We start from the raw sequence: 19,214 nt of genomic DNA on the forward strand, positions 1-19,214 counted from the left end.
GATGGGCGATCACTTGGGCGGCAGCGGGCTTGTGCTCGCAGCGGGCGGCAAGCTGCTGCTGACGGACATTTGCCATTACTCCGGCACGTTTTGGCTTGATCCCGCAAACGGAGAAACAAGGCTGCTGGACGGCGTTTTCTGGTTTATGAACCCGGCCGAAGACGGCATTTACGCAAGCGATCAGCAGCGCGGCCATCGGCTCTGCCGGATCGATGCCCGGACGGGGGCCGTGGAGCCGGTGACGCAGGCTCCTTGCGGCGGGCTGATCCGCCAAGGGGACTGGCTCTACTATATCAACGAAGAGGACCGCAAGCTGTACCGTCTTCGTGTTGACGGACGGGAAGAGAGCCGGATTGCCGACGAGGCGGTTGAGGCTTTTGCGCTGCAGGGGGACGAAATCTATTACGCGACGGGGCTCGGGATTCGAACCTGCCGCGCCGACGGCAGCGGACGGGAGATTGTGTCCGATGCGGCCTCTGCCGGTCTGCTTTTGCTGGGGGATAAGCTGATTTACGCCGACAAAAAAAACCGGCGCCTGCTGACCGTGTTCGACCTGCGTACGGGGAGTGCGCGGGCGTACGACGATCTTGTCCCCGGCAGCTTGTGCACGGATGGGCGTTACCTGTACTGCAGCAACCGGATGCATGGCGATACGATTTACCGTATCGATTTGGAATTGGGGAGCAAAATCCGGATTTGCGGCGACAGCGCGGATCATCTGCATATGATCGGCGGGGAAATGTATTTCAGCAGCCGCTTCGAATGGCACAAAATGTCGTTGTCCGGCGGGCAGGCTGCCAAAGTCATAACGAATTCGCGAGGCCAATATGATGAATGACAACCATTTGTTTAACCGCCAGCCCCGGTTTCTTCCGGAGATGCCGGGCGGGGAGCTGGAGATTCCGGGTCCGCCACACGCCTATGAGAAACCGGAAATCTCCTGGTTTACGCTGCTGGCTCCGCCGGCCGTCATGCTGGTGATTACGGGACTGCTGGCGCTCACGTCGCAATCGATGTTTATGATGCTGTCGATCGCCATGACGTTGATGACGCTGATCGTGTCGCTCACAAGCGCCACGGCGCAGATCCGCAAATACAAAAACAAGAAAAAGGAACGGGAGAAAAAATACTTGCAGTTCGTCGCCGACTGCCGAAGCGAGCTGACGCTGGCCCGCGAGCAGCAGATCAAAGCGATGAACGAGCTGAACCCGGAGCCGGCCGCCTGCCTGGAGCGCATTCAGCAGCTCGACCACCGGCTGTGGGAACGGACGCCGTCGTATCCGGACTTTCTGTCCCTGCGCCTCGGCGTAGGCAGCGTTCCGGCGGCGCGGCGGATCAATTACACGAAGCAGGCGATTATTCTGGAGAGCGATCCGCTCCTGATGGAGCCGCAGCGGCTGGCCTTGGAGTTCGAACGGGTGCCCGACGTGCCGGTTGCCGTCAATCTTATGGAGGCGGAAATATGCGGCATCGCCGGCGAAGAAGAGATGGCTTTGGACCTGGTGACCAAGCTGCTGCTGCAGCTCGTGACCCATCACGGATATGACGATGTGCGGGTCGTCGTGCTCGCCTCCGAGGACACGCTGGACCGCTGGAGCTGGCTGAAGCCGCTGCCGCACGTCTGGTCCGGCGGCTTCGATTCGCGGTACCTGCTGTGCGGGCCGGCGATCGCGCACCAGGTGCTCGGCGAGCTGTACCAGGTCCTCAAGGATCGGGAGCTAAAGACAGTAGGCGGGGCGATGCTTCCGCATTACGTATTTATCGTTCAGGATCCCAGCTTGCTCGAAAACGAACCGATCCACAAATATTTGTACAACAAATGCGCTTCATTGGGCGTGTCGTCGGTGTTTATCGCCCAGGGCGCGGCGTACCTGCCGATGAACTGCCGCCAGGTCGTACTGTTGCAGGGCAAAACCGGGGAGTTGGCGGACCGGGAAAGCGGGGAGAAGTCCACATTCCTTCCCGACAAGGCCGACTTCGCCCAATTGGATCAGGCGGCCCGAAAACTGGCGCCGCTGCGCATCAAAAACACGGCCGCCCAGTTTTCACTGCCCGTCTCGCTGACGCTGCTCGAGCTGCTTGGCGCGAAAGCGGCGGGCGAAGTCGACGTGGCCTCGCGCTGGATTCGCAACAAGCCGTTTAAAGGGATGAGCGTGCCGATCGGCGTCAAAGCCGGGGGGAACCCGTTTTACCTCGACATGCACGAAACCGGACACGGCCCGCACGGGCTCGTCGCCGGCACGACCGGTTCGGGGAAAAGCGAACTGCTGCAAAGCATCATCATCTCGCTGGCGCTGAACTATCATCCGCATGACGTCGTGTTCGTGCTGATCGACTATAAAGGCGGCGGGATGGCCGACGTTTTTAAAGGGATGCCCCATCTCGTCGGGACGATCACCAACCTCGGCGGGAACGAGACGACGCGGGCGCTGCTGTCGATCAAAAGCGAATTGATGCGCAGGCAGCGCGTATTCTCGGAATACGGCGTCAACAACATCGACCGGTATCAGAAGTTGTACTACAGCCGGAGCCGCTCCGAGCAGGAGAACATGCCGGCGATACCGCACCTGATCATGATCGCCGACGAGTTCGCCGAGCTGAAGCAGGATCAGCCTGATTTCATGAAGGAGCTGGTCAGCGCGGCCCGGGTCGGCCGAAGCCTTGGCGTGCATCTGATTTTGGCCACGCAAAAGCCGGCCGGCGTCGTCGACGATCAAATTTGGAGCAACTCCAAGTTCAAGATCTGTCTCAAGGTGCAGGACGAGACGGACAGCAAAGACGTGATCAAACGTCCGGACGCGGCGATGATCAAGGAGCCGGGCCGGGCGTATATCCAGGTCGGGCATGACGAAATTTTCGAGCTGTTCCAGTCAGCGTATTCCGGCGCGGATTACGATCCGGAGGGCGAATTGCTCAAACGTGAAAACCGCGCCAAGCGCATTTACGAAGTATCGCTGCATGGCCGGGCGGAGCAGATTTATCCGCGCGAAGAAGAGAAAATCGCCAAAAAGGAAATGCCGACCCAGCTTAAGGCGATGGTCGATCATATCATCGCGGTGTCCGGCGCAAACGGGATCGAACCGATCAAAGGGCCGTGGCTGCCGCCGCTGCCGGATACCGTTTACCTGGATGATATTTACCGGCCCGAGGAAGGCTTGCGGACGGACTTCGGCCGCTGGACGCCGAGCGGCGATCTGCTCAGCGTGCCGATCGGCTTGCTGGACGATCCGCGGGGCCAACGCCAGGAGCCGCTGCACATCGATTTTGCCCAAGACGGCAATCTGTTTGTGTACGGGGCACCGGGCACGGGGAAAACGTATTTGCTGAAAACGCTGTGCCTGTCCCTGGCGCATAAATATTCGCCGGAGGACGTCCATCTCTACGTGATGGATTTCGGCGGCTCTTCGTTCCGGGCGTTGGAACAGCTTCCGCATTGCGGCGGCGTAATGACGCTGGAGCAGGAATCGCTCATCCAGCAATTTGTGTTGTTCGTGTTCCGGATCATCGAAGAGCGAAAAAAGCTGTTCGAGGACACCCGCAGCGACGGGTTCAACGATTACCGCTTGAACGCTGCGGGTATCCGTGAAAGAGGCGGCCAGGACAGCGGCGGGGCAGGTACCGACGGATCGAATATCGCCGGAGCGGTTGCCTCCGGGACAAGTGCCACCGGCGCCCCCGCTTCGCTGCCGGCGATCGTGCTCGTCATCGACAACTATTTTGCCTTGTCGGAAACGTACGAGTCGGTCGACGAGAAAATGGTGATGCTGGCCCGGGAAGGGGCGAAATACGGCATTTACATGGCCGTTTCCGCCACCAACGCTTCGCTTGTCCGCTACAAATTCGCCGTCAACTTCAAAATGGCGGTGACGCTGCAGCTGACGGACAAGGGAGAATACGACGGCATCGTCGGCCGCACCGAAGGGCTGGAACCGGCCAAGCTGGCCGGCCGGGCGCTGGTGCGAGGGAAGCCGCCGCTGGAGTTCCAGACCGCCGTGCCGGAGTACAAAGCGGCCGATCTGGAGCAGACGCTGGAGCGCTACGCCGCGCTTGTCCGCGGCGGAACGGTCCGCCCGGCAACGCCGATCCCGGTCATGCCGGCCCGGATCGACATGGCCGAAATCAACCGCGGCATCGGCGGCAGCCGGATCGCTATCGGCCTTGGCGACCAGGATCTCCAGCCGGTGCTCGTCGATCTGGCGGCAACGCCGGTGCTGATGGTCGCCGGCGATCCGCTGAGCGGCAAAAGCACGCAGCTCGTCTCCTGGATCCAGGCGCTCGCCGCGAACCTGGGTGAAGAAGGGCTCGCCGTATACGCGCTGGATTCGAACGCGATGGGGCTGTACTCGATCATGAACGAGCCGTTTGTGACGGACCTGGCGCAGATCGAAGACATGTACTCGTTCCTGGATGGTGTCAAGGAAGAGCTTGACGCACGGCGCTCCAAGCTGCTGGAGACGCGAAGAGCGGGGGGCGATGTCGAGGCGCTGGTCCGCTCCTGGAAGCAGCTTGTGTTCGTCATCGACAAGCTGAGCGAGCTGACGGAGGGCGACCAATATTCGCTGAAGGAGCTGCTGGAGCGAATCGTGAAGCAGGAACGCGGCATGAAAGCCGCTGTTCTGGCCGCCGATTTGACCGGGGAGCTGGCGAACAACTGGGACGGCTTGGGCAAAGCGATCCGCGAAGAGCAGTGCGGACTTCTGCTCGGCAGCTTGAAGGAGCAAAGCTTGTTTAACGCCAGACTGCCTTACGGCATCCAGGAGAAGGAGTTTGAGGCGGGAGACGGTTATTTTATCGTGAAGAACAAGTTTACCGGTCTGCGGACCGGCGTTTATGAGAGCAAGCCGGAACTTGTTCTTGAAAGGAGGTGAGATAATTAATGGCAAATTTAACGTTTAGTCCTGAACAGGCGCGCAGCGTGTCCAAGTCCATCTTGAGCAAAGGGAACAATGCACGCGATCTGATCAACCAGCTCGACCGGGAGATCAAATCGGTGGAAGGCTGGTGGCAAGGGGACTCCGCTAAAGCTTTTGTGGATGAATTCAACCAACTGAAACCAAGCCTGGACAAGCTGGTGGAATGCGTAACGAACATCAGCAACAACCTGAACAAAATCGCTGATATCAAGGAACAAAGTGAAAGAGACATTGCGAGCGCACTTCGTAAATAATCGGAAGCAGGCGTGAAGAACAGCAGGATAGCCGCTGTCTTCGCGCCTTTTCTCCTACGAGGGGTCAACTAAGGGAGGTAGGGTAATATGGTTTCGCCGGGGGATATCAGCAGCGCAGCCAGAAAAGTGCACAACGAAGCGATGGATTTGAAAAATACGGAACGTGTGTTTTCGCGTATGCTTGGCGGTATCGATACTTGGTGGAAGGGGCAAGCGGGCAAAGCTTTTGCCCAGGATTACAACCAGCAGGCCAAGCGGGCGATGGAACGCCTGTACGGGGAAATGGAAAACATGAAGTCCGGTCTTGACCGGCTGGCGTCCGAGGTTCGGAGCGCCGATGAGCAGAGGCGGCGAAAAGAGCTGCTGGAGCGGCAGCGGAAAGCGCTGAAATAAAGCTGGAGGCCGCATTTCCGAAACGATCGAGCAGGAGCTTCAGCGTTATATGGAGAAGAAATTTAATTTCCCGGAATGGCCCGTGGAATTTTAGGATATATTTGGGTGGTTTTTGAATCCGAGAATTTTCATACAAAAGATGAGAATTTTGGATTCCATTTCCGCTTCGATTTATTTATGATAAAAAGTGGATATTGCGATGAAGACACCATGGCCGCGGATGATTGTCCGGCGGCCCTTGTTTGTTATTCAAATCAAGGGGGATGCCATTTATGAAGCGGAAAGTCAAAGGGATGAAGGCCGACGGGATGTTGCCTGCTTTGTCGCTGGGGCGTAAGCTGACCGCCACGTTTTTTACGATTTCTTTGCTGGTTGGGGCCATCGCGGGGATTGCTTATGTGTTTATGGACAAGCTGAACCGCAACTACTCGGCAGTGCTCGAACAAAATACGGCGGCGATCGAGCGGGTTTCCCGGCTGGAAAGCAACGCCCAGCGGCAGAATAGCCTGCTGTTTGACTACATCATGGAGCCTTCGTCCGAAAAAGAACAGCAAATGACCGAGGTCAACGAACAGGTGGGCGATTTGATCAGTGGGATGGAAAGCGCTTACCAGGGTGGAGACGGCGCAGATATCGCCAAGAAGCTGGCGGAATCGAACTCCACTTTTGCGCGGCTGCTGACGAAGGTCCGGGATTACGTCAACGAAGGCAAGCCGGATTTGGCCAAGGCCGAAGCGCTGGTGTGGTCGATCCCGGTGTCGGATGCGCTGATTCAAGGGGCGGAACAGTTGCGGACGCTGCAGCAGACCGAGTTGGAAAGCACGCTGAACGGGTACCGGCAGGAAGCGGACGAGGCCGTGCGCACGCTGGCCGCTTGCGGCATCGCCGTGCTGCTGCTCTCCGTCGCCACCGGGATTGTGGTGTCCCGGATCATCCTGAAGCCAATGCGGGCCATGCTGAAAGGGGCCAAAGACATGGCTGCCGGCGATTTGACGATGGGTGAGCTTACGGTGAACAACCGCGACGAGCTCGGCGACTTGGCCTCGGCGTTTAACGGCATGAAGGCCAGCTGGCATGCCATGATCAGCGAGTTGCGGCGGAACGCGGGCAAGGTAGCGGACTCGGCCGAGCAGTTGCGCCGGCAATCGGTACAGTTCCGGCTGTCGTCCGAGGAGATTTCCGGCATTATGGGGGAAATTTCCGCGGGGAGCGAGGAACAGGTGCAGAGCGTCGAGCGGGGCGTGTCCCAAGTGGCCGAAATGTCGTCCGGCGTCAGCGGGATCGCCGGGCTGGCGGAGGAAGCCAAACGCCAATCCTCGCAGGCCCTGCGGGAAACCGTGGACGGCGAGCGGATCGTCGCTTCGGCGGTGTCGCAAATGGACACGATTCAGCACAAGATGACGGATTTGCACGCGTTTATCGAGCAGCTTGGCGTTCATTCCGGCCAAATCGGCGAAGCGGCCAAACTGATCGCCGGCATTTCCAAGCAGACGCAGATGCTGGCGTTGAACGCCTCGATCGAAGCGGCCCGGGCCGGTGAGACCGGCAAGGGCTTTGCGGTCGTGGCGAGCGAGGTGCGCAAGCTGTCGGAGCAAACCGGCATTGCCGCTGCCGGCGTGGCGGAGCTGGTGGAAAGCATCCGCGGCGAGATGCGGCGGGTGATGGAGGCGGCCAGAAGCGGCTCGCGGGAGGTCGCCGCCGGTTTGGATACGGTAGGAGAGGCCGGACAGGCCTTCTCCAGCATCCGCCGGGCGGTGGAGCAGGTAACGGGCCAAATCTGCCGGGTCTCAGAGCAGGCGGAACGGCTGTTGGAACAATCGGACGGCGTTGTGGAGGCGATCACGTCGATCAACCATGTGGCCCAGCAGACGGCGGGAGGCGCTCGGGAGGTTTACGCCCATACCGAAGAGCAGCACGCCGGCGCGCAGGAAATGCTCGCCGCGATGGACGGCTTAAGTCAGCTATCCGAGGAACTGCGGGCGATGATCGGGAAGTTTAAGGTTTCAAACGAAAACAGTTGAAAAAAAAGCGTGGATTTAGACATGTTAGACAAGCTAGACAAGCGGAAACGTAGCGGGGTTAGCGGTAAAAAATGTCGTTATTTCGGCGGTATCACACGTTTGGATTGCAATAGAGGCATTTTATACCGCTATTTCTTCGAATCGCGGGGGAGTGGCCGCTTTTTGCACCGCTCATTGAAAAATAAGTACAAAAAAATCCCTTAATGGCCATGATCAGGGGCGGATCCGGAAAATAAGGACATAAAAGTCCACTATTTTTGAAGGCCGGGGGATTAGGTGGGTTTCTCAATAAAAAAATGCAGACGCCGCTCTGGACGTCTGCATTTTTGCTTAAGATTCCATCGGCAGCTGCGCATTAGCCGTACGCTGCGCTTTCGCGGCTTTGCGGGTTTTCAGGTAATGCGCCAGCGTGAAGTACAGCAGGCTGCCGGCCAAGCTTGCGGCCAGGAACACAGCCAGGCGGTCCAGGCTGGACCACATGAAGGCGTAGTCCCCGCTGGAAATAACGGCCCGGAAAGCTCTGACCGAATACGTCATCGGCAAATACGGATGGATTTGCTGGAAGAACTCCGGCGTCAGCTCGATCGGGAACGTCCCGGCCGAAGCGGACAGCTGCAGCACCAGCATGATGACGATCATAAACCGCCCGACATTGCCGAACAGGCTGGACAAAAACTGGATGATGGCGTAAAAGGTGATGCTTGAGAACAACGCCACCGTAAAAAATATCGGCACGCTCGTCACCTGCAGCTTCAGGCCGTACAGCACAAAAGCTACGAGGATGGTCGTTTGCAGCAGGCTTTCCGCCAGCATGAACCCGAATTTGCCGAGGAACCAGACCGGACCGTTCGGCGGAGCGATCGTTGTCTTTTTCAACGGGTAAAACAACGAAAACATCAACGCGCCGACAAACAGGCCAAGCGCCAGGAAATAAGGAGCCATCCCTTCTCCGTAATATTCCACGTCATGGTTGCTGACCTGGCTGCTTTCCACGGGCTGGGCGAACATGTTGTACGTCTGGGCGGTCGGGTCCAGCGTTGCTTTTTCCGCGCCTTTGCGCAGCTCGTCTTTCAGCAGCTGTTCGCCGTCCAACAGCTTCTGCTGACCGTCCAGCAACTGGTCAAACGCATCGTTCAGCGTGCCCTGGGCATCGGTGGCGATGCCTTTGACTTCGTCCAGCTTGTCATGCGACAGCTCGGAAACCTTGCCCTTGGCGTCAGCGAATTTCTCGTCCGCCGCGTCGTGCAAGCGCTGCTGCAGCTTCGGCAGCAATGATTGATATTTGTCTTCCGCGACCTGGTTCAAGCGGTCCGTCACTTCCGGCAGCAGCGCGCCCCATTTATCGTCGGCCGCTTCATGAAGCTTCTGCCGCAGCTCCGGCTGGAGCTCGTCGAATTTCTCGTCCGCCTTGGCATGGAGTTCGCTTTGCACCTTCGGCTCCAACTCGTTCAGCTTGGTGTCCGCGGCCGAATGAATCCGGCTGACGATGTCCGGCAGCAGCTCTTCGTATTTGGTGTCGATGAGGTCGTTCAGCTTTTGCTCTAGCTGCGGCATCAACTCAGCGAATTTATCGTCGATGACGTTGTGGATTTTATCCGTAATTTGTGGCAGCTTTTCGTCAAAGCGCTTGCTGATGATCTGGTTGACGCGATCGTTCAGCTTTTGCTTCAGACCGGGGAGCTGCGAATCCATCCAATCGACAATTTGCTGCTTGGCCTTCTCCAGTTCGGCCAGCCGCGCCCGGATTTGCTCCTGCTTGTCGGCCGGCAATTGCTCGATCACCGGCTCCAGCTCCTTCAGCACCCGGGCAAACGTATCGTCGAGCTGTTTCGCCTTTTCCTTGGCGTCCAATACGATTTGATCGATTTGCTGATTGATCTCCTCGTCCACGCTGGCGATAATATACGCCTTGACGGCATCGCTGTACTCGTCGATGGCCTTGTCGATCTCCGAGTGGATCCGGCTGCGGGTTTTACCGCTGTACTGGTCGATCAAGCCATTGGCTTCGCTGTGCAGCTTGCTGCGGATTTGCCCCGAATATTCGTCCACAGCCGTGTCGATCTCCTTATGCATTCGCGCGCGGACATCGTCGCCGTATTCGGCAAAGGCCTTGTCGATTTGCTCGTGCAGCACGCTGCGCACCGATTCGGCGTTGTTTAGGACCGCTGTGTCGATTTCATTATGCATGCGCTGCTTCACGGTGCCGGCATTGTCCGCGATCGCCTGGTTCACTTCCTCGTGCAGGCGCTGATCGATCGGGTCTTTATTTTCAGCGATTTCCTTGTCGATCTCTTCGTTGATTCGCTCATGCAGCTTGTCGCCGTATTCGTCGATGAGCGAATCCAGCCGCTGATCGGCAGAGCCCATCGCCGCGTCGATTTTGCCGTTCACTTGCTTTTGAAACTCGGAAATGCCGTCGCCGAGCTGCTTCAGGCCGGATTCCAGCTGGCTCGCGCCGTCGCTGGCGTCGCGCAGTCCGTCGGACACTTGGGTCAAGGCTTCGAACATTTCCTCCGTGAACGTTTCGGTTACTTCCGCCGAAACTTCCTTCTGGATTTTTTCCACGACCTTATCGGAAATCGAAGCGGACAAAAAATTGAACGCGCTGTTTTCCTTGTACACTAGCTCCATTTTCTGCGGTTCCGGGTCCAGAATCGTGGTCGCGGCCTGCGACGTGCCCGGCGGAATTTCAATCAGCAGGTAATAGTCGTAATTTTTCAAACCCTGCTCGGCTTTTTCCTTGGAAACGAACTGAAAATCCACGCTGTCGTTGTGCTGCAAATTGTCGACCAGCCGGTTCCCGATATCAATCGTCTTGCCCTGATACTTTACGGGCTTATCCAAATTGACGACGGCGACCGGCAGATTGGACACCTTGCCGTAGGGGTCCCAGTTGGCGATCAGGTAAACGCCGCTATACAGCAGCGGAATCAGCAGCAAACCGAGAACGGGCACGATGACCTCCCGGTTTTTAACGGTATTCAGGGTTTCAGTCTTCAGGTAACTGCCCTGACGGGCCAGAAATTGCCGGCTGCGCTGAAGGCCAAGGCGGGTTTTACCGCTGCAATAACGGAGGGCGCGTTCGATGCCCCGGCCTGCGCTTGCCGCTAAATGAGCTATCAAAGCCTGGAACCGGCGTAAATGCTTTATGCTATTTTTCCACCACGTTATGGGGCTGCGCTGTTTTCTCATGAGGCATACTTCCTTTATATAAAAATGACTAAATGACTAAAACGTTCATTTCGTATTATACGCCGCATTTTCATCTTTTTCAAGAAAATTTTCAAATATGATATTGGGGTCATTTAGACAAAATAAAACGGGCAATGGTATAATGGCACTTTATTTATCCGGGAGGTGTCGCTTTATATGAACTTTTGGGAGGGGTTTGCTGAAAGTATCGACAAGATCAGGTGGGCGGATATCGGAATCGCCGTCTTGATCGTGGCGTTTTTTGCGCTGCTTAACAAAGTATTTGTGAAGTATGCATTCGCCTTGCTGCACCGCCTATTTAGAGCATCCGGCAGGGGAGAGCTGTGGAAGCAGGTGCTTGAACGGCCGTTCCGCTCGTTTTTCGTGGTGCTGGGCGTTTATTTGGGCATCAAATATTTGCTGCCGCGCAGCTGGGAGCTGGCCATCGGCCTTGACCCGCTGTTCCGCAGCACCGTCATTGCCCTGGCAGGTTGGGCTTTGTATATTTTATCGGCTCAATCGTCCGTACTGCTTGAAGGGATCAGCCAAAAAATCCGGCTGGACGATTCCAGCATGCTGATTCCGTTTCTGTCCAAGGTGCTGCGGTTTGTCGTCATCGTCCTGACGATCGCGTTAATCGGCACGGAATGGGGCTTCAGCATCAGCGGCCTGGTGGCCGGCATGGGACTGGGGAGCCTTGCTGTCGCCCTGGCGGCCAAAGATACGCTCGGCAATATTATCGGCGGCATCGTCATCATTTTGGAAAAACCTTTCGCCAAAGGGGATTGGATTCTAACGCCCGCCGCCGAAGGGATGGTGGAGGATATCACGTTCCGCAGCACCAAAATCCGCACCTTCGCGGATGCGGTGATTACGGTTCCCAACGCCGCACTAGCCGATCAGCCGATCACCAACTGGAGCAGGATGGGCAAGCGCCGGGTCAGCTTTACGCTTGGCGTGGCGCTGGATTCGGACCGCGCGCGGCTAACTTCGGCCATTTCCGGGATCGAGCGGCTGCTGAGGGACAACAAGCAAATCGACCCCGGCACGATTCACGTCAAGTTTACCGATTTTAACGAGAGCAGCTTGGGGATTTTCATCTATTATTTTACGAAGTCCACGGTTTGGGCGGAGTATTTGTCGGCCCGGCAGGAAATGAACTTGGCCTTGCTGCAGGTGCTGGAGGAGGAAGGCATCAAGCTGGCGTATCCTTCGCACCGGGTGTTTTTGGAAGGGGCGGTGGCGGACGACGGAGACGAGGTCTCCAGGGGCTGCCGGTCATACGAGTAGCAAAGATCTGAAAGCTAAAGGACACCAGAGCCGTTATTTGCGGAAAAACGGAGGTTTGTAAAATGTAACGGACACAGAAGACCTTATTTACCTCAAACCGTCCTGGATAAAATGGTTTAGAGCGAAATAGGGGCGTTTGTGTCCGTTAGGCTGGGAAATACCCGGGAAATGGACGAATAAGGTCGCTGGAGTCCGTTAGCGCAGTGTCCACTGATTAGAGAGAGCCGAAGTACTCGGTGCTTCGGCTCTGATCCCGAGAGTTGACACCCGGCAGCAGAATAAGGTTTACTGACAGGAAAGAAACCGTTTACGGGGGCGAGGATGCCATGTCCTTGATCAAACGAAGCTTATTCACCAAAATTTTATTGGGTTTGCTGACAGCCACCATCGTGCCTTTTTTGATTTCCAGCTACATGTCCTACCAGATTATCGGGCGCTCCGTGCAGGACCAGCTCGTTCAGCTGAACCAAAAATCGATGGCGATCACGATGTCGAGCGTTCATAAATACGTCCATGACATCATGCTGCTGACGTTGTCCTATTACGGCGACCCCGAGCTGATGCGCCTGCTGACCAAAAAGGAGATGCAGACCCCGGCGGAAGCCGTGTACATCAATCAAAAAATGCAGCGTCTCTTCGGCAGCTATACGGAAATCCGCTCGGTGACGTACAAAAGCGCGCTGACCAACCGCCAGTTTAACGTGAAATCGGGGCTGAACGAGCGGCAGCTCATTCCCGATTTTATCAACCGTCAGCTCCCCGCGGAAGGTCAAAGCTATGCCGAGGAGTACGCGGTCATTGAAGTGAACGGGGAAAAAAGGCTGCAGATCAACAAGCTGTTTGCGGACATTTCCAGCCGCGAGACGCTGGGACTGACCTCCGTTACGGTCCGGAATACCGAATTGAGGGAACTGGTTGAACCGCTATCGACGTCCGAGCAAGGGGATGTATACATTCTTTTGCAAAATAATTTGCAGCTACTGTATTCGACTTCACCGGCGGCGGACAGCGGCTGGATGACGGAATTGCGCGGGAAAATCGCCGCTGCGGACGGGAACGCCAGGGGCCTGATCCATGATCCCAAGGGAATGGGAATATACATTTACTATACGGACGTTTCCTACGGTCTGCCCATTACGCTGGTGAAATTTATCCCGAGCACCGTGACCCTCCAGGCGGGCAAGCAGGCGCTGAACAAATCGCTGGCCCTGCAGGTGGCTGTAACCGGTTTTGTCGCCATCATGGCGGGAGTCATCTCGTATGTGATTTTGCTGCGGATCAAACGCATCCTGGGTCAAATCAAAAAAATCCAAATGGGCAATTTCAACATTCAAGGCGGCTCGCAAGCGACCGACGAGCTTGGCCTGCTGGAGGACCGTCTCCAGGATATGGCCGCGGAGCTGGACGCGCTTTGGAACCAGCAGTACCGGTACAAGCTGGAGATGGCGGACGCCCGGCTGAAAATGCTCCAGGCGCAGATCAATCCGCATTTTCTGTACAATACGCTGCAATCGATCGGCACGCTGGCGATCAAGAAAAACGCGCATGAGGTCAGCGACAAGCTGGCCGAGCTGGGGGCGATGTTCCGCTACAATATGGATATCGATCATGAGGAGGTTCTTTTGCAAGATGAATTGGAGCATTTGAACCATTATATTTCGCTGCAGGTAGGAAGGTTTAAGCATAAATTGGACTACTCGCAAACCTGCCCGGACGAGGCGTTGTTTCTGCGGGTGCCGAAAATGGTGCTGCAGCCCCTGGTCGAAAACAGCATCGTGCACGGGATTGAAAAAGGGAACGGTGCGGGAACCATCCGCGTGGAAATTGAGCTGAACGACCGGTTGATCATCCGCGTGATCGATAACGGGCGCGGATTCGCCCTGGACATGATCCGCGACATCCGCCGTGCGTATGCGGATTCTTCCGCCAAGCTCGAATCGCGGGTCGGCATCGGATTGGTTAATGTATTAAAGAGGCTGCAGTTGTATTATGGGCCCGGTTTTGCCTGGGACATCGAAAGCGAGCCTTATGCGCAGACGACCGTCACTTTGTCCATCCCTTATCAACCGGAGAAGGAGCGTGAACCGCATGAAAGTACTGATCGTGGATGATGAAGAGCATGTCAGGGAAGGCGTTGAATTGGCCATCGACTGGCCCAGCCATCAAGTGACCGGAATTTTGCTGGCCGAGGACGGTGTGGAGGCGCTTGAAATCGTGCGCCGCGAGGCGCCGGAACTGATCATTTGCGATATGAGCATGCCGCGTATGGATGGGCCGACCTTTCTGGAAAAATTGCGGGCGGAAGGCTGGGATTCCAAAGTCATCGTTCTGAGCGGGTACCAGGAATTTCGTTATGCCAAGGCGACTTTGCTGGCGCAAGGGGTGGACTACCTGCTCAAGCCTTTCAAGATCGACGACTTGAACAAGGCCGTTTCCAAGGCGGTTGAAGCAATCCTGGAGAGCCGGGAAAACCGCAGCGAGGAGCTGCGCAAAAACTTTCAGGTTCATGAAGCCAACACCCTGCTCCAGGAGCAGAAGATGGCTACCTATTTGCAAACGGATTCCGTGAATCATGAAGGCGTCCGCCAAGTGTTGCAGGAAGTGGGCTTCCCCGTCAAAGATTTTTACCTGCTGCTCTTTTTGCCAAGAAACCTGGCGGCGATTGTCGACCGCAGCTTTATGGGGGACGAAGCGTTGTTCATGTTCTCCGTGCGAAACATTATAAAAGACGTGCTGCGGCCCTTGGGACGGTTTTATTTTTTTCGGGTCGATTCCTTTTTCTGCGTCCTGATCGAGGGGGAAGCTTCCGCTTTGGACGTGGAATACCACAAGGCCAAACTGGAGAAGTCGTGGCTGTCCACAATTAAGCTGGACACCTTCTCCGGATTTATCCGAAAAAAGTACGTCTACACCGAAATTTTATCCGGCATAAAAGAGGCCAGAACGGAAATTGTCCAGGCCAATATTTTGGACGGCGGGGCGGACGCGGCCAAGCCAAACCATGCCGTTACGTTTATCGACCGGGAAATCCTCCTGCTGGAGGCTTTAAGAAAACGCGACAAGGAACACATGGCGGAGTTGATCGGTTCTTTTGTGCGGGAGCTCAGACAGCTCGGGTATTTGTCGTTAAAGGACCTGCAGCACTATACGATGGAAGTGAATCTGCTGATTGCCCGCATTTCCCGCCAGCTTCATCAGGAGCACCAGGCGGAAACGCTGTCGCTTTGGATCAGCGATTTGGAGGAGTGGGGGAAGGAACTGACGCATATTTTCTGGCTGATGATCGAGTCGGAGGGGGAAGGTTTGGCTTCGCTCCAAAGCATCCATGCGATTCAGCATTACATCTCGTCCAATATCGGGGCCGAGATTAGCTTAACTTCCTTGGCGGAACGGTTTCATTTCAGCCCGCAATATATTTCCAAGAAGTTTAAGGAAACTTACGGGACCACGGTGATGAACTATTTGACCGGGTTAAGGATGGAAAAAGCCAAGTCCCTGCTCAGCCATTCGGACAAAACCGTACTTGAGGTGTCCCGGATGCTGGGGTACGAGGACGACAACTATTTCGGCAAGGTGTTCCGAAAATTTACCGGCGAGTCACCGACGCAGTACCGTAAACATCATAAGGCACCCCGGCCGCGGATGGGCGGCTAAAAATGCATAACCTGCCCGCACGGATGGAATAACAAAGGAAGGAAGAAGCTGCCGCAGCGACTTTTTTCCTTTTTTGTTTTGGGGAGATCATGTAGTTTCAAATTTTACTCCAAATGGCGATGATATCCCCTGTATTGCCCAGGTCCATAACCAATATAATGGACGTGTAAGGGGTTTCATCATTACAAACGACATCATAATCGGGGGGACAGGAATGAAAAGAACGAAAAAAGCGCTTGGTTTGATCGCGACGATGGCGTTAGTTGTTGCTCTAGCGGCTTGCGGTGGCAACGCAAAAAACAATGCGGGCAATGCCGCGAATAATGCCGGCGGTGCCGGAGGCGGCAATCAACCGGAAAAACAAGCGAAAATTTCGCTGTTCCAAAACAAGGTCGAAATCGCCGAAGCCCTGGAGGGGTTGGCGGAAAAATACAAACAGGAAACCGGCAACGAAGTCGACGTATGGGGCTCTGCCGGCGATGCTTACATGACCCAACTGCAAGCCAAGCTGGCGGCGAAGGAAGGCCCGACGATCTTTAGCGTAGGGGCCGGCGCGGAGGCGGAAAAATTCAAGTCCTATTACTACGATATGAGCAATGAAGAGTATGTCAAAAATATCGCGCCGAACATGGCCCTGGAAGTCGACGGCAAAGTGGTTGGCGTGCCGACGGGCGTAGAGGGCTTCGGTCTCGTATACAACAAGAGCCTGGTCGATCCGGGCAAAGTAACCGACTTCGACTCTTTCAAGACCACGATGGAAGGCCTGAAGGCCAAAGGTGTTAACGGGCTGAGCCTTTCCCAGGAAGCGTACTTCCTGATCGGGCATATCATCAATACTCCGTTCGCCCTCCAGGAAGATCCGAAAGCGTTCGTCGAGAAGCTGAACAAAGGCGAAGTGAAACTGGCCGACACCAAGGAATTCCAAGAGTTCGCCAAGTTTATGGAAGTGATTCGGGCCAACTCCACAAACCCGATGGAAGTAACGTATGACACGCAAATGGGGGATTTCGCCACCGGAAAAACGGCGATGGTTCACCAAGGCAACTGGAGTTACTCGATGCTCGCGGACTACGGCGATCTGGACATCGGCATGATGCCGTTGCCGATTGCCGGCAACAAGAAGCTGTCCGTAGATATTCCGGGCGGCTGGGTCATCAACAAGGAAGCGAGCGAGGCGGAAATCAAAGCGGCCAACGCTTTCCTGAACTGGATGTTTACGAGCGAAACGGGCAAAAATACGATCGTGAACGAGTTCAAATTTATCCCGGCGATGACCAACATCGAAGCGACGGGTCTCGATCCGCTGTCGCAAGCGGTATTTGAAGCTACGAAGAGCGGTGAAACGATTCCTTGGGCTTTTAACTACTTCCCGCAAGGGATCATCGTGAACGACCTGGCTCCGGCGACGGCCGAGTTCTTCCTGAATCCGGATATGACCGGCCAGCAGTTCCTGCAAAACCTGGATAAAGCTTGGGCCAATGCGGCAAAGTAACATTTAGCTGACGTTTAGGAAATCATCACACTAAAGCCTAACTCTGCTTCGATGGCGTTAGGCTTTAGTTTTTTACAGCAAATTCCCGAAATGGGGTGGACCTATGCGCAGTAACAAAGATAAGCTCTGGTACGCGTTGTTTACCATGCCGTTATTCATCATCTTTACGACAGTCGTGATCATACCGTTTATCATTGGGGTGTACTACTCGTTTATTAGCTGGAACGGGATTCCGGCCGATCCGAAAGTGTTCGTGGGCTTCGACAACTATATCCGTATTTTTCATGATGAGCGGTTTTATTCTTCGGCTTGGCATACGATCAAATTCACGATTTTGGCGCTGATCTCCGTCAACGTCTTTGGGCTCTTGTTCTCCTTGCTGGTGACCAGCGGGCTTCGCACGAGCAACCTGGCGCGGACGCTGTTTTTTATGCCGAACCTGATCGGCGGGCTGATTTTGGGCTACATTTGGAAGTTTATTTTTACTGATATTTTTAAGTTTCTCGGGAACAACACGGGGCTTGACAACATCTTTTTCAACTGGCTGATCAATCCGGAATTCGCGCTGTATGCGATGGTGATTGTGTTTACGTGGCAAATGGCCGGTTATACGATGATCATCTATATCGCGGGGATTCAGGGGATTTCGGACGAAACGCTTGAGGCGGCGAAGGTCGACGGCGCGAATATGTGGCAGCGTCTGACCAAAATCGTGTTTCCGCTGCTTATGCCGTCCTTTACGATCTGCTTCTTTATGACGCTCTCCGGCGCGTTTAAGATCTATGACGTAAACCTGTCTTTGACGAACGGCGGTCCCGTGAACTCCACGGAAATGTTCGCCATGAACATTTTTAACGAAATCTTCGGGTACGGCCGGTATGGCGTCGGCCAAGCGAAGGCGATCGTGTTCTTCCTCGTCGTGGCTGTTGTGACGCTGACACAGGTCATCATTACGAAAAAGAAAGAGGTGCAAATGTAATGAAGCCTGCCGGCAAATGGATTCCTTCCGTCTTACTGCTCATTCTTGCACTTGTTTTCTTGTCTCCGATTTATATTATGCTCGTCAACTCTTTCAAAAACCGGGCGGAGTTGTACACCAACGCGCTGGCGCTCCCGCAAAGCCTTAACTTCGAGTACTACGCGAGCGCGATCGACAAGATGAACTTCTTCCGGGTGCTCGGCAATTCGCTGCTGGTCACTATTTTGACGGTGATTTTTGTGGTGATTTTGTCGTCGATGACCGCCTGGATGCTGGTGCGGCGCGACACGAAAATCAGCAAATGGATGTTTATGGCTTATGTCGCGACGATGCTGATCCCGTTCCAAACGCTGATGATGCCGCTGATGCAGGTTATGGATTGGATTCGCACCTACCTGCATCTCCCGATGCTGAATACGCACGGCGGCTTGATATACATGAACATCGGCTTCCACGCCAGTATGGCGGTGTTTTTGTACCACGGGTTCATCAAATCGATTCCGATCGCGCTGGAGGAAGCCGCGACTCTGGATGGCTGCACGAAATTCGGCGTGTTTTGGAGAATCGTGTTTCCGATGCTGAAGACGATCACGATTACCGTAGCCATTCTGGACGTCATCGCGACGTGGAACGACTATTTGCTGCCGTCGCTGACGCTGTCGGATAAAGCGCTGCGCACGATCCCGCTGTCGACATTCTACTTCTTCGGAGAGTTCACGATCGTGTGGAACCAGGCCATGGCAGGCCTGACGCTGACCATCATCCCTGTCGTCATTTTCTATGCGTTTGCCCAAAAGTACATCATCAAAGGCATCGCGGCAGGGGCGGTGAAGTAACAGGGGTAGTAAAGTAAGCGATGGTTGAAGACAAATGTCCCCTTCGTTCCCGTTGATTAGTTGGTCCAAGTGCAAAAGTGCATTTGATTTTTCGCAAATCCCTCTTTTCGAGCGAATGAACTGCAAAAGTGCATTTGGTTCGCATGGAATTGTAAAATAATGGAATATACGAGGGTGGTGAACTGCACTT

General features: G+C 55.3%; 12 protein-coding genes. 11 read left to right on the top strand and 1 reads right to left on the bottom strand.

Translation table 11 applies throughout. The features are described 5' to 3' along the window. The first annotated feature begins 1 nt into the window (after position 1). The 5 genes from EHV15_RS11310 to EHV15_RS11330 all read left to right on the top strand — a co-directional run bounded on the left by EHV15_RS11310 (position 2) and on the right by EHV15_RS11330 (position 7,581). Positions 2–838: a DUF5050 domain-containing protein gene (locus tag EHV15_RS11310; RefSeq protein ID WP_128631286.1), complete on the top strand. Its 837-nt coding sequence runs from the start codon at positions 2–4 to the stop codon at positions 836–838. Beyond that, entirely contained in the window at positions 828–4,868 is a 4,041-nt protein-coding gene (gene essC, locus EHV15_RS11315) for a type VII secretion protein EssC (protein ID WP_128631287.1), read from the top strand. The genes EHV15_RS11310 and essC overlap by 11 nt, the downstream gene beginning before the upstream one ends. Positions 4,869–4,876: 8 nt before the next feature. Next, on the top strand, positions 4,877–5,167 hold the full coding sequence (locus EHV15_RS11320; RefSeq protein WP_128631288.1) for a WXG100 family type VII secretion target: 291 nt from the start codon (positions 4,877–4,879) through the stop codon (positions 5,165–5,167). An 87-nt stretch (positions 5,168–5,254) separates the two neighbouring features. Continuing rightward, the gene (locus EHV15_RS11325; RefSeq protein WP_128631289.1) at positions 5,255–5,560 is read left to right on the top strand and encodes a WXG100 family type VII secretion target; all 306 of its coding nucleotides are present in this window, start codon (positions 5,255–5,257) and stop codon (positions 5,558–5,560) included. Positions 5,561–5,832: 272 nt separating this feature from the next. Continuing rightward, the gene (locus EHV15_RS11330; RefSeq protein ID WP_128631290.1) at positions 5,833–7,581 is read left to right on the top strand and encodes a methyl-accepting chemotaxis protein; all 1,749 of its coding nucleotides are present in this window, start codon (positions 5,833–5,835) and stop codon (positions 7,579–7,581) included. Positions 7,582–7,911: 330 nt separating this feature from the next. Here EHV15_RS11330 and EHV15_RS11335 read toward each other — a convergent pair whose 3' ends face one another. Further along, positions 7,912–10,773 (bottom strand): YhgE/Pip domain-containing protein, encoded by a 2,862-nt coding sequence (locus EHV15_RS11335; RefSeq protein ID WP_128631291.1) that lies wholly within the window; start codon positions 10,771–10,773, stop codon positions 7,912–7,914. 177 nt (positions 10,774–10,950) lie between these two features. On the opposite strand from EHV15_RS11335, the gene EHV15_RS11340 reads away from it, so the two are divergent. The 6 genes from EHV15_RS11340 (at position 10,951) to EHV15_RS11365 (ending at position 19,024) form a co-directional block, all read left to right on the top strand. Continuing rightward, entirely contained in the window at positions 10,951–12,063 is a 1,113-nt protein-coding gene (locus tag EHV15_RS11340; protein WP_128631292.1) for a mechanosensitive ion channel family protein, read from the top strand. Positions 12,064–12,395: 332 nt separating this feature from the next. Continuing rightward, entirely contained in the window at positions 12,396–14,174 is a 1,779-nt protein-coding gene (locus tag EHV15_RS11345; protein ID WP_178075824.1) for a sensor histidine kinase, read from the top strand. Beyond that, positions 14,152–15,717, top strand: a complete 1,566-nt coding sequence (locus tag EHV15_RS11350) for a response regulator (protein WP_178075825.1) — start codon at positions 14,152–14,154, stop codon at positions 15,715–15,717. Before EHV15_RS11345 ends, EHV15_RS11350 begins: the two co-directional genes overlap by 23 nt. A gap of 214 nt (positions 15,718–15,931) precedes the next feature. Then, entirely contained in the window at positions 15,932–17,209 is a 1,278-nt protein-coding gene (locus EHV15_RS11355; RefSeq protein WP_128631295.1) for a sugar ABC transporter substrate-binding protein, read from the top strand. A gap of 103 nt (positions 17,210–17,312) precedes the next feature. After that, on the top strand, positions 17,313–18,188 hold the full coding sequence (locus EHV15_RS11360; RefSeq protein ID WP_128631296.1) for a carbohydrate ABC transporter permease: 876 nt from the start codon (positions 17,313–17,315) through the stop codon (positions 18,186–18,188). Next, positions 18,188–19,024 carry a carbohydrate ABC transporter permease gene (locus EHV15_RS11365; protein ID WP_128631297.1) on the top strand — a complete coding sequence of 279 codons (837 nt, stop codon included), beginning with the start codon at positions 18,188–18,190 and terminating at the stop codon, positions 19,022–19,024. Before EHV15_RS11360 ends, EHV15_RS11365 begins: the two co-directional genes overlap by 1 nt. Positions 19,025–19,214: the final 190 nt, after the last annotated feature.

Source organism: Paenibacillus oralis (assembly GCF_003863965.1).
In the GTDB taxonomy this organism is placed as follows: Bacteria; Bacillota; Bacilli; order Paenibacillales; family Paenibacillaceae; genus Fontibacillus; species Fontibacillus oralis.

Excerpts from the sequence above, each read along its gene's own strand:
- EHV15_RS11310 (WP_128631286.1), top strand. The coding sequence starts at position 2 with ATGGGCGATCACTTGGGCGGCAGCGGGCTTGTGCTCGCAGCGGGCGGC.
- essC (WP_128631287.1), top strand. The coding sequence starts at position 828 with ATGATGAATGACAACCATTTGTTTAACCGCCAGCCCCGGTTTCTTCCG.
- EHV15_RS11320 (WP_128631288.1), top strand. The coding sequence starts at position 4,877 with ATGGCAAATTTAACGTTTAGTCCTGAACAGGCGCGCAGCGTGTCCAAG.
- EHV15_RS11325 (WP_128631289.1), top strand. The coding sequence starts at position 5,255 with ATGGTTTCGCCGGGGGATATCAGCAGCGCAGCCAGAAAAGTGCACAAC.
- EHV15_RS11330 (WP_128631290.1), top strand. The coding sequence starts at position 5,833 with ATGAAGCGGAAAGTCAAAGGGATGAAGGCCGACGGGATGTTGCCTGCT.
- EHV15_RS11335 (WP_128631291.1), bottom strand. The coding sequence starts at position 10,773 with ATGAGAAAACAGCGCAGCCCCATAACGTGGTGGAAAAATAGCATAAAG.
- EHV15_RS11340 (WP_128631292.1), top strand. The coding sequence starts at position 10,951 with ATGAACTTTTGGGAGGGGTTTGCTGAAAGTATCGACAAGATCAGGTGG.
- EHV15_RS11350 (WP_178075825.1), top strand. The coding sequence starts at position 14,152 with ATGAAAGTACTGATCGTGGATGATGAAGAGCATGTCAGGGAAGGCGTT.
- EHV15_RS11355 (WP_128631295.1), top strand. The coding sequence starts at position 15,932 with ATGAAAAGAACGAAAAAAGCGCTTGGTTTGATCGCGACGATGGCGTTA.
- EHV15_RS11360 (WP_128631296.1), top strand. The coding sequence starts at position 17,313 with ATGCGCAGTAACAAAGATAAGCTCTGGTACGCGTTGTTTACCATGCCG.
- EHV15_RS11365 (WP_128631297.1), top strand. The coding sequence starts at position 18,188 with ATGAAGCCTGCCGGCAAATGGATTCCTTCCGTCTTACTGCTCATTCTT.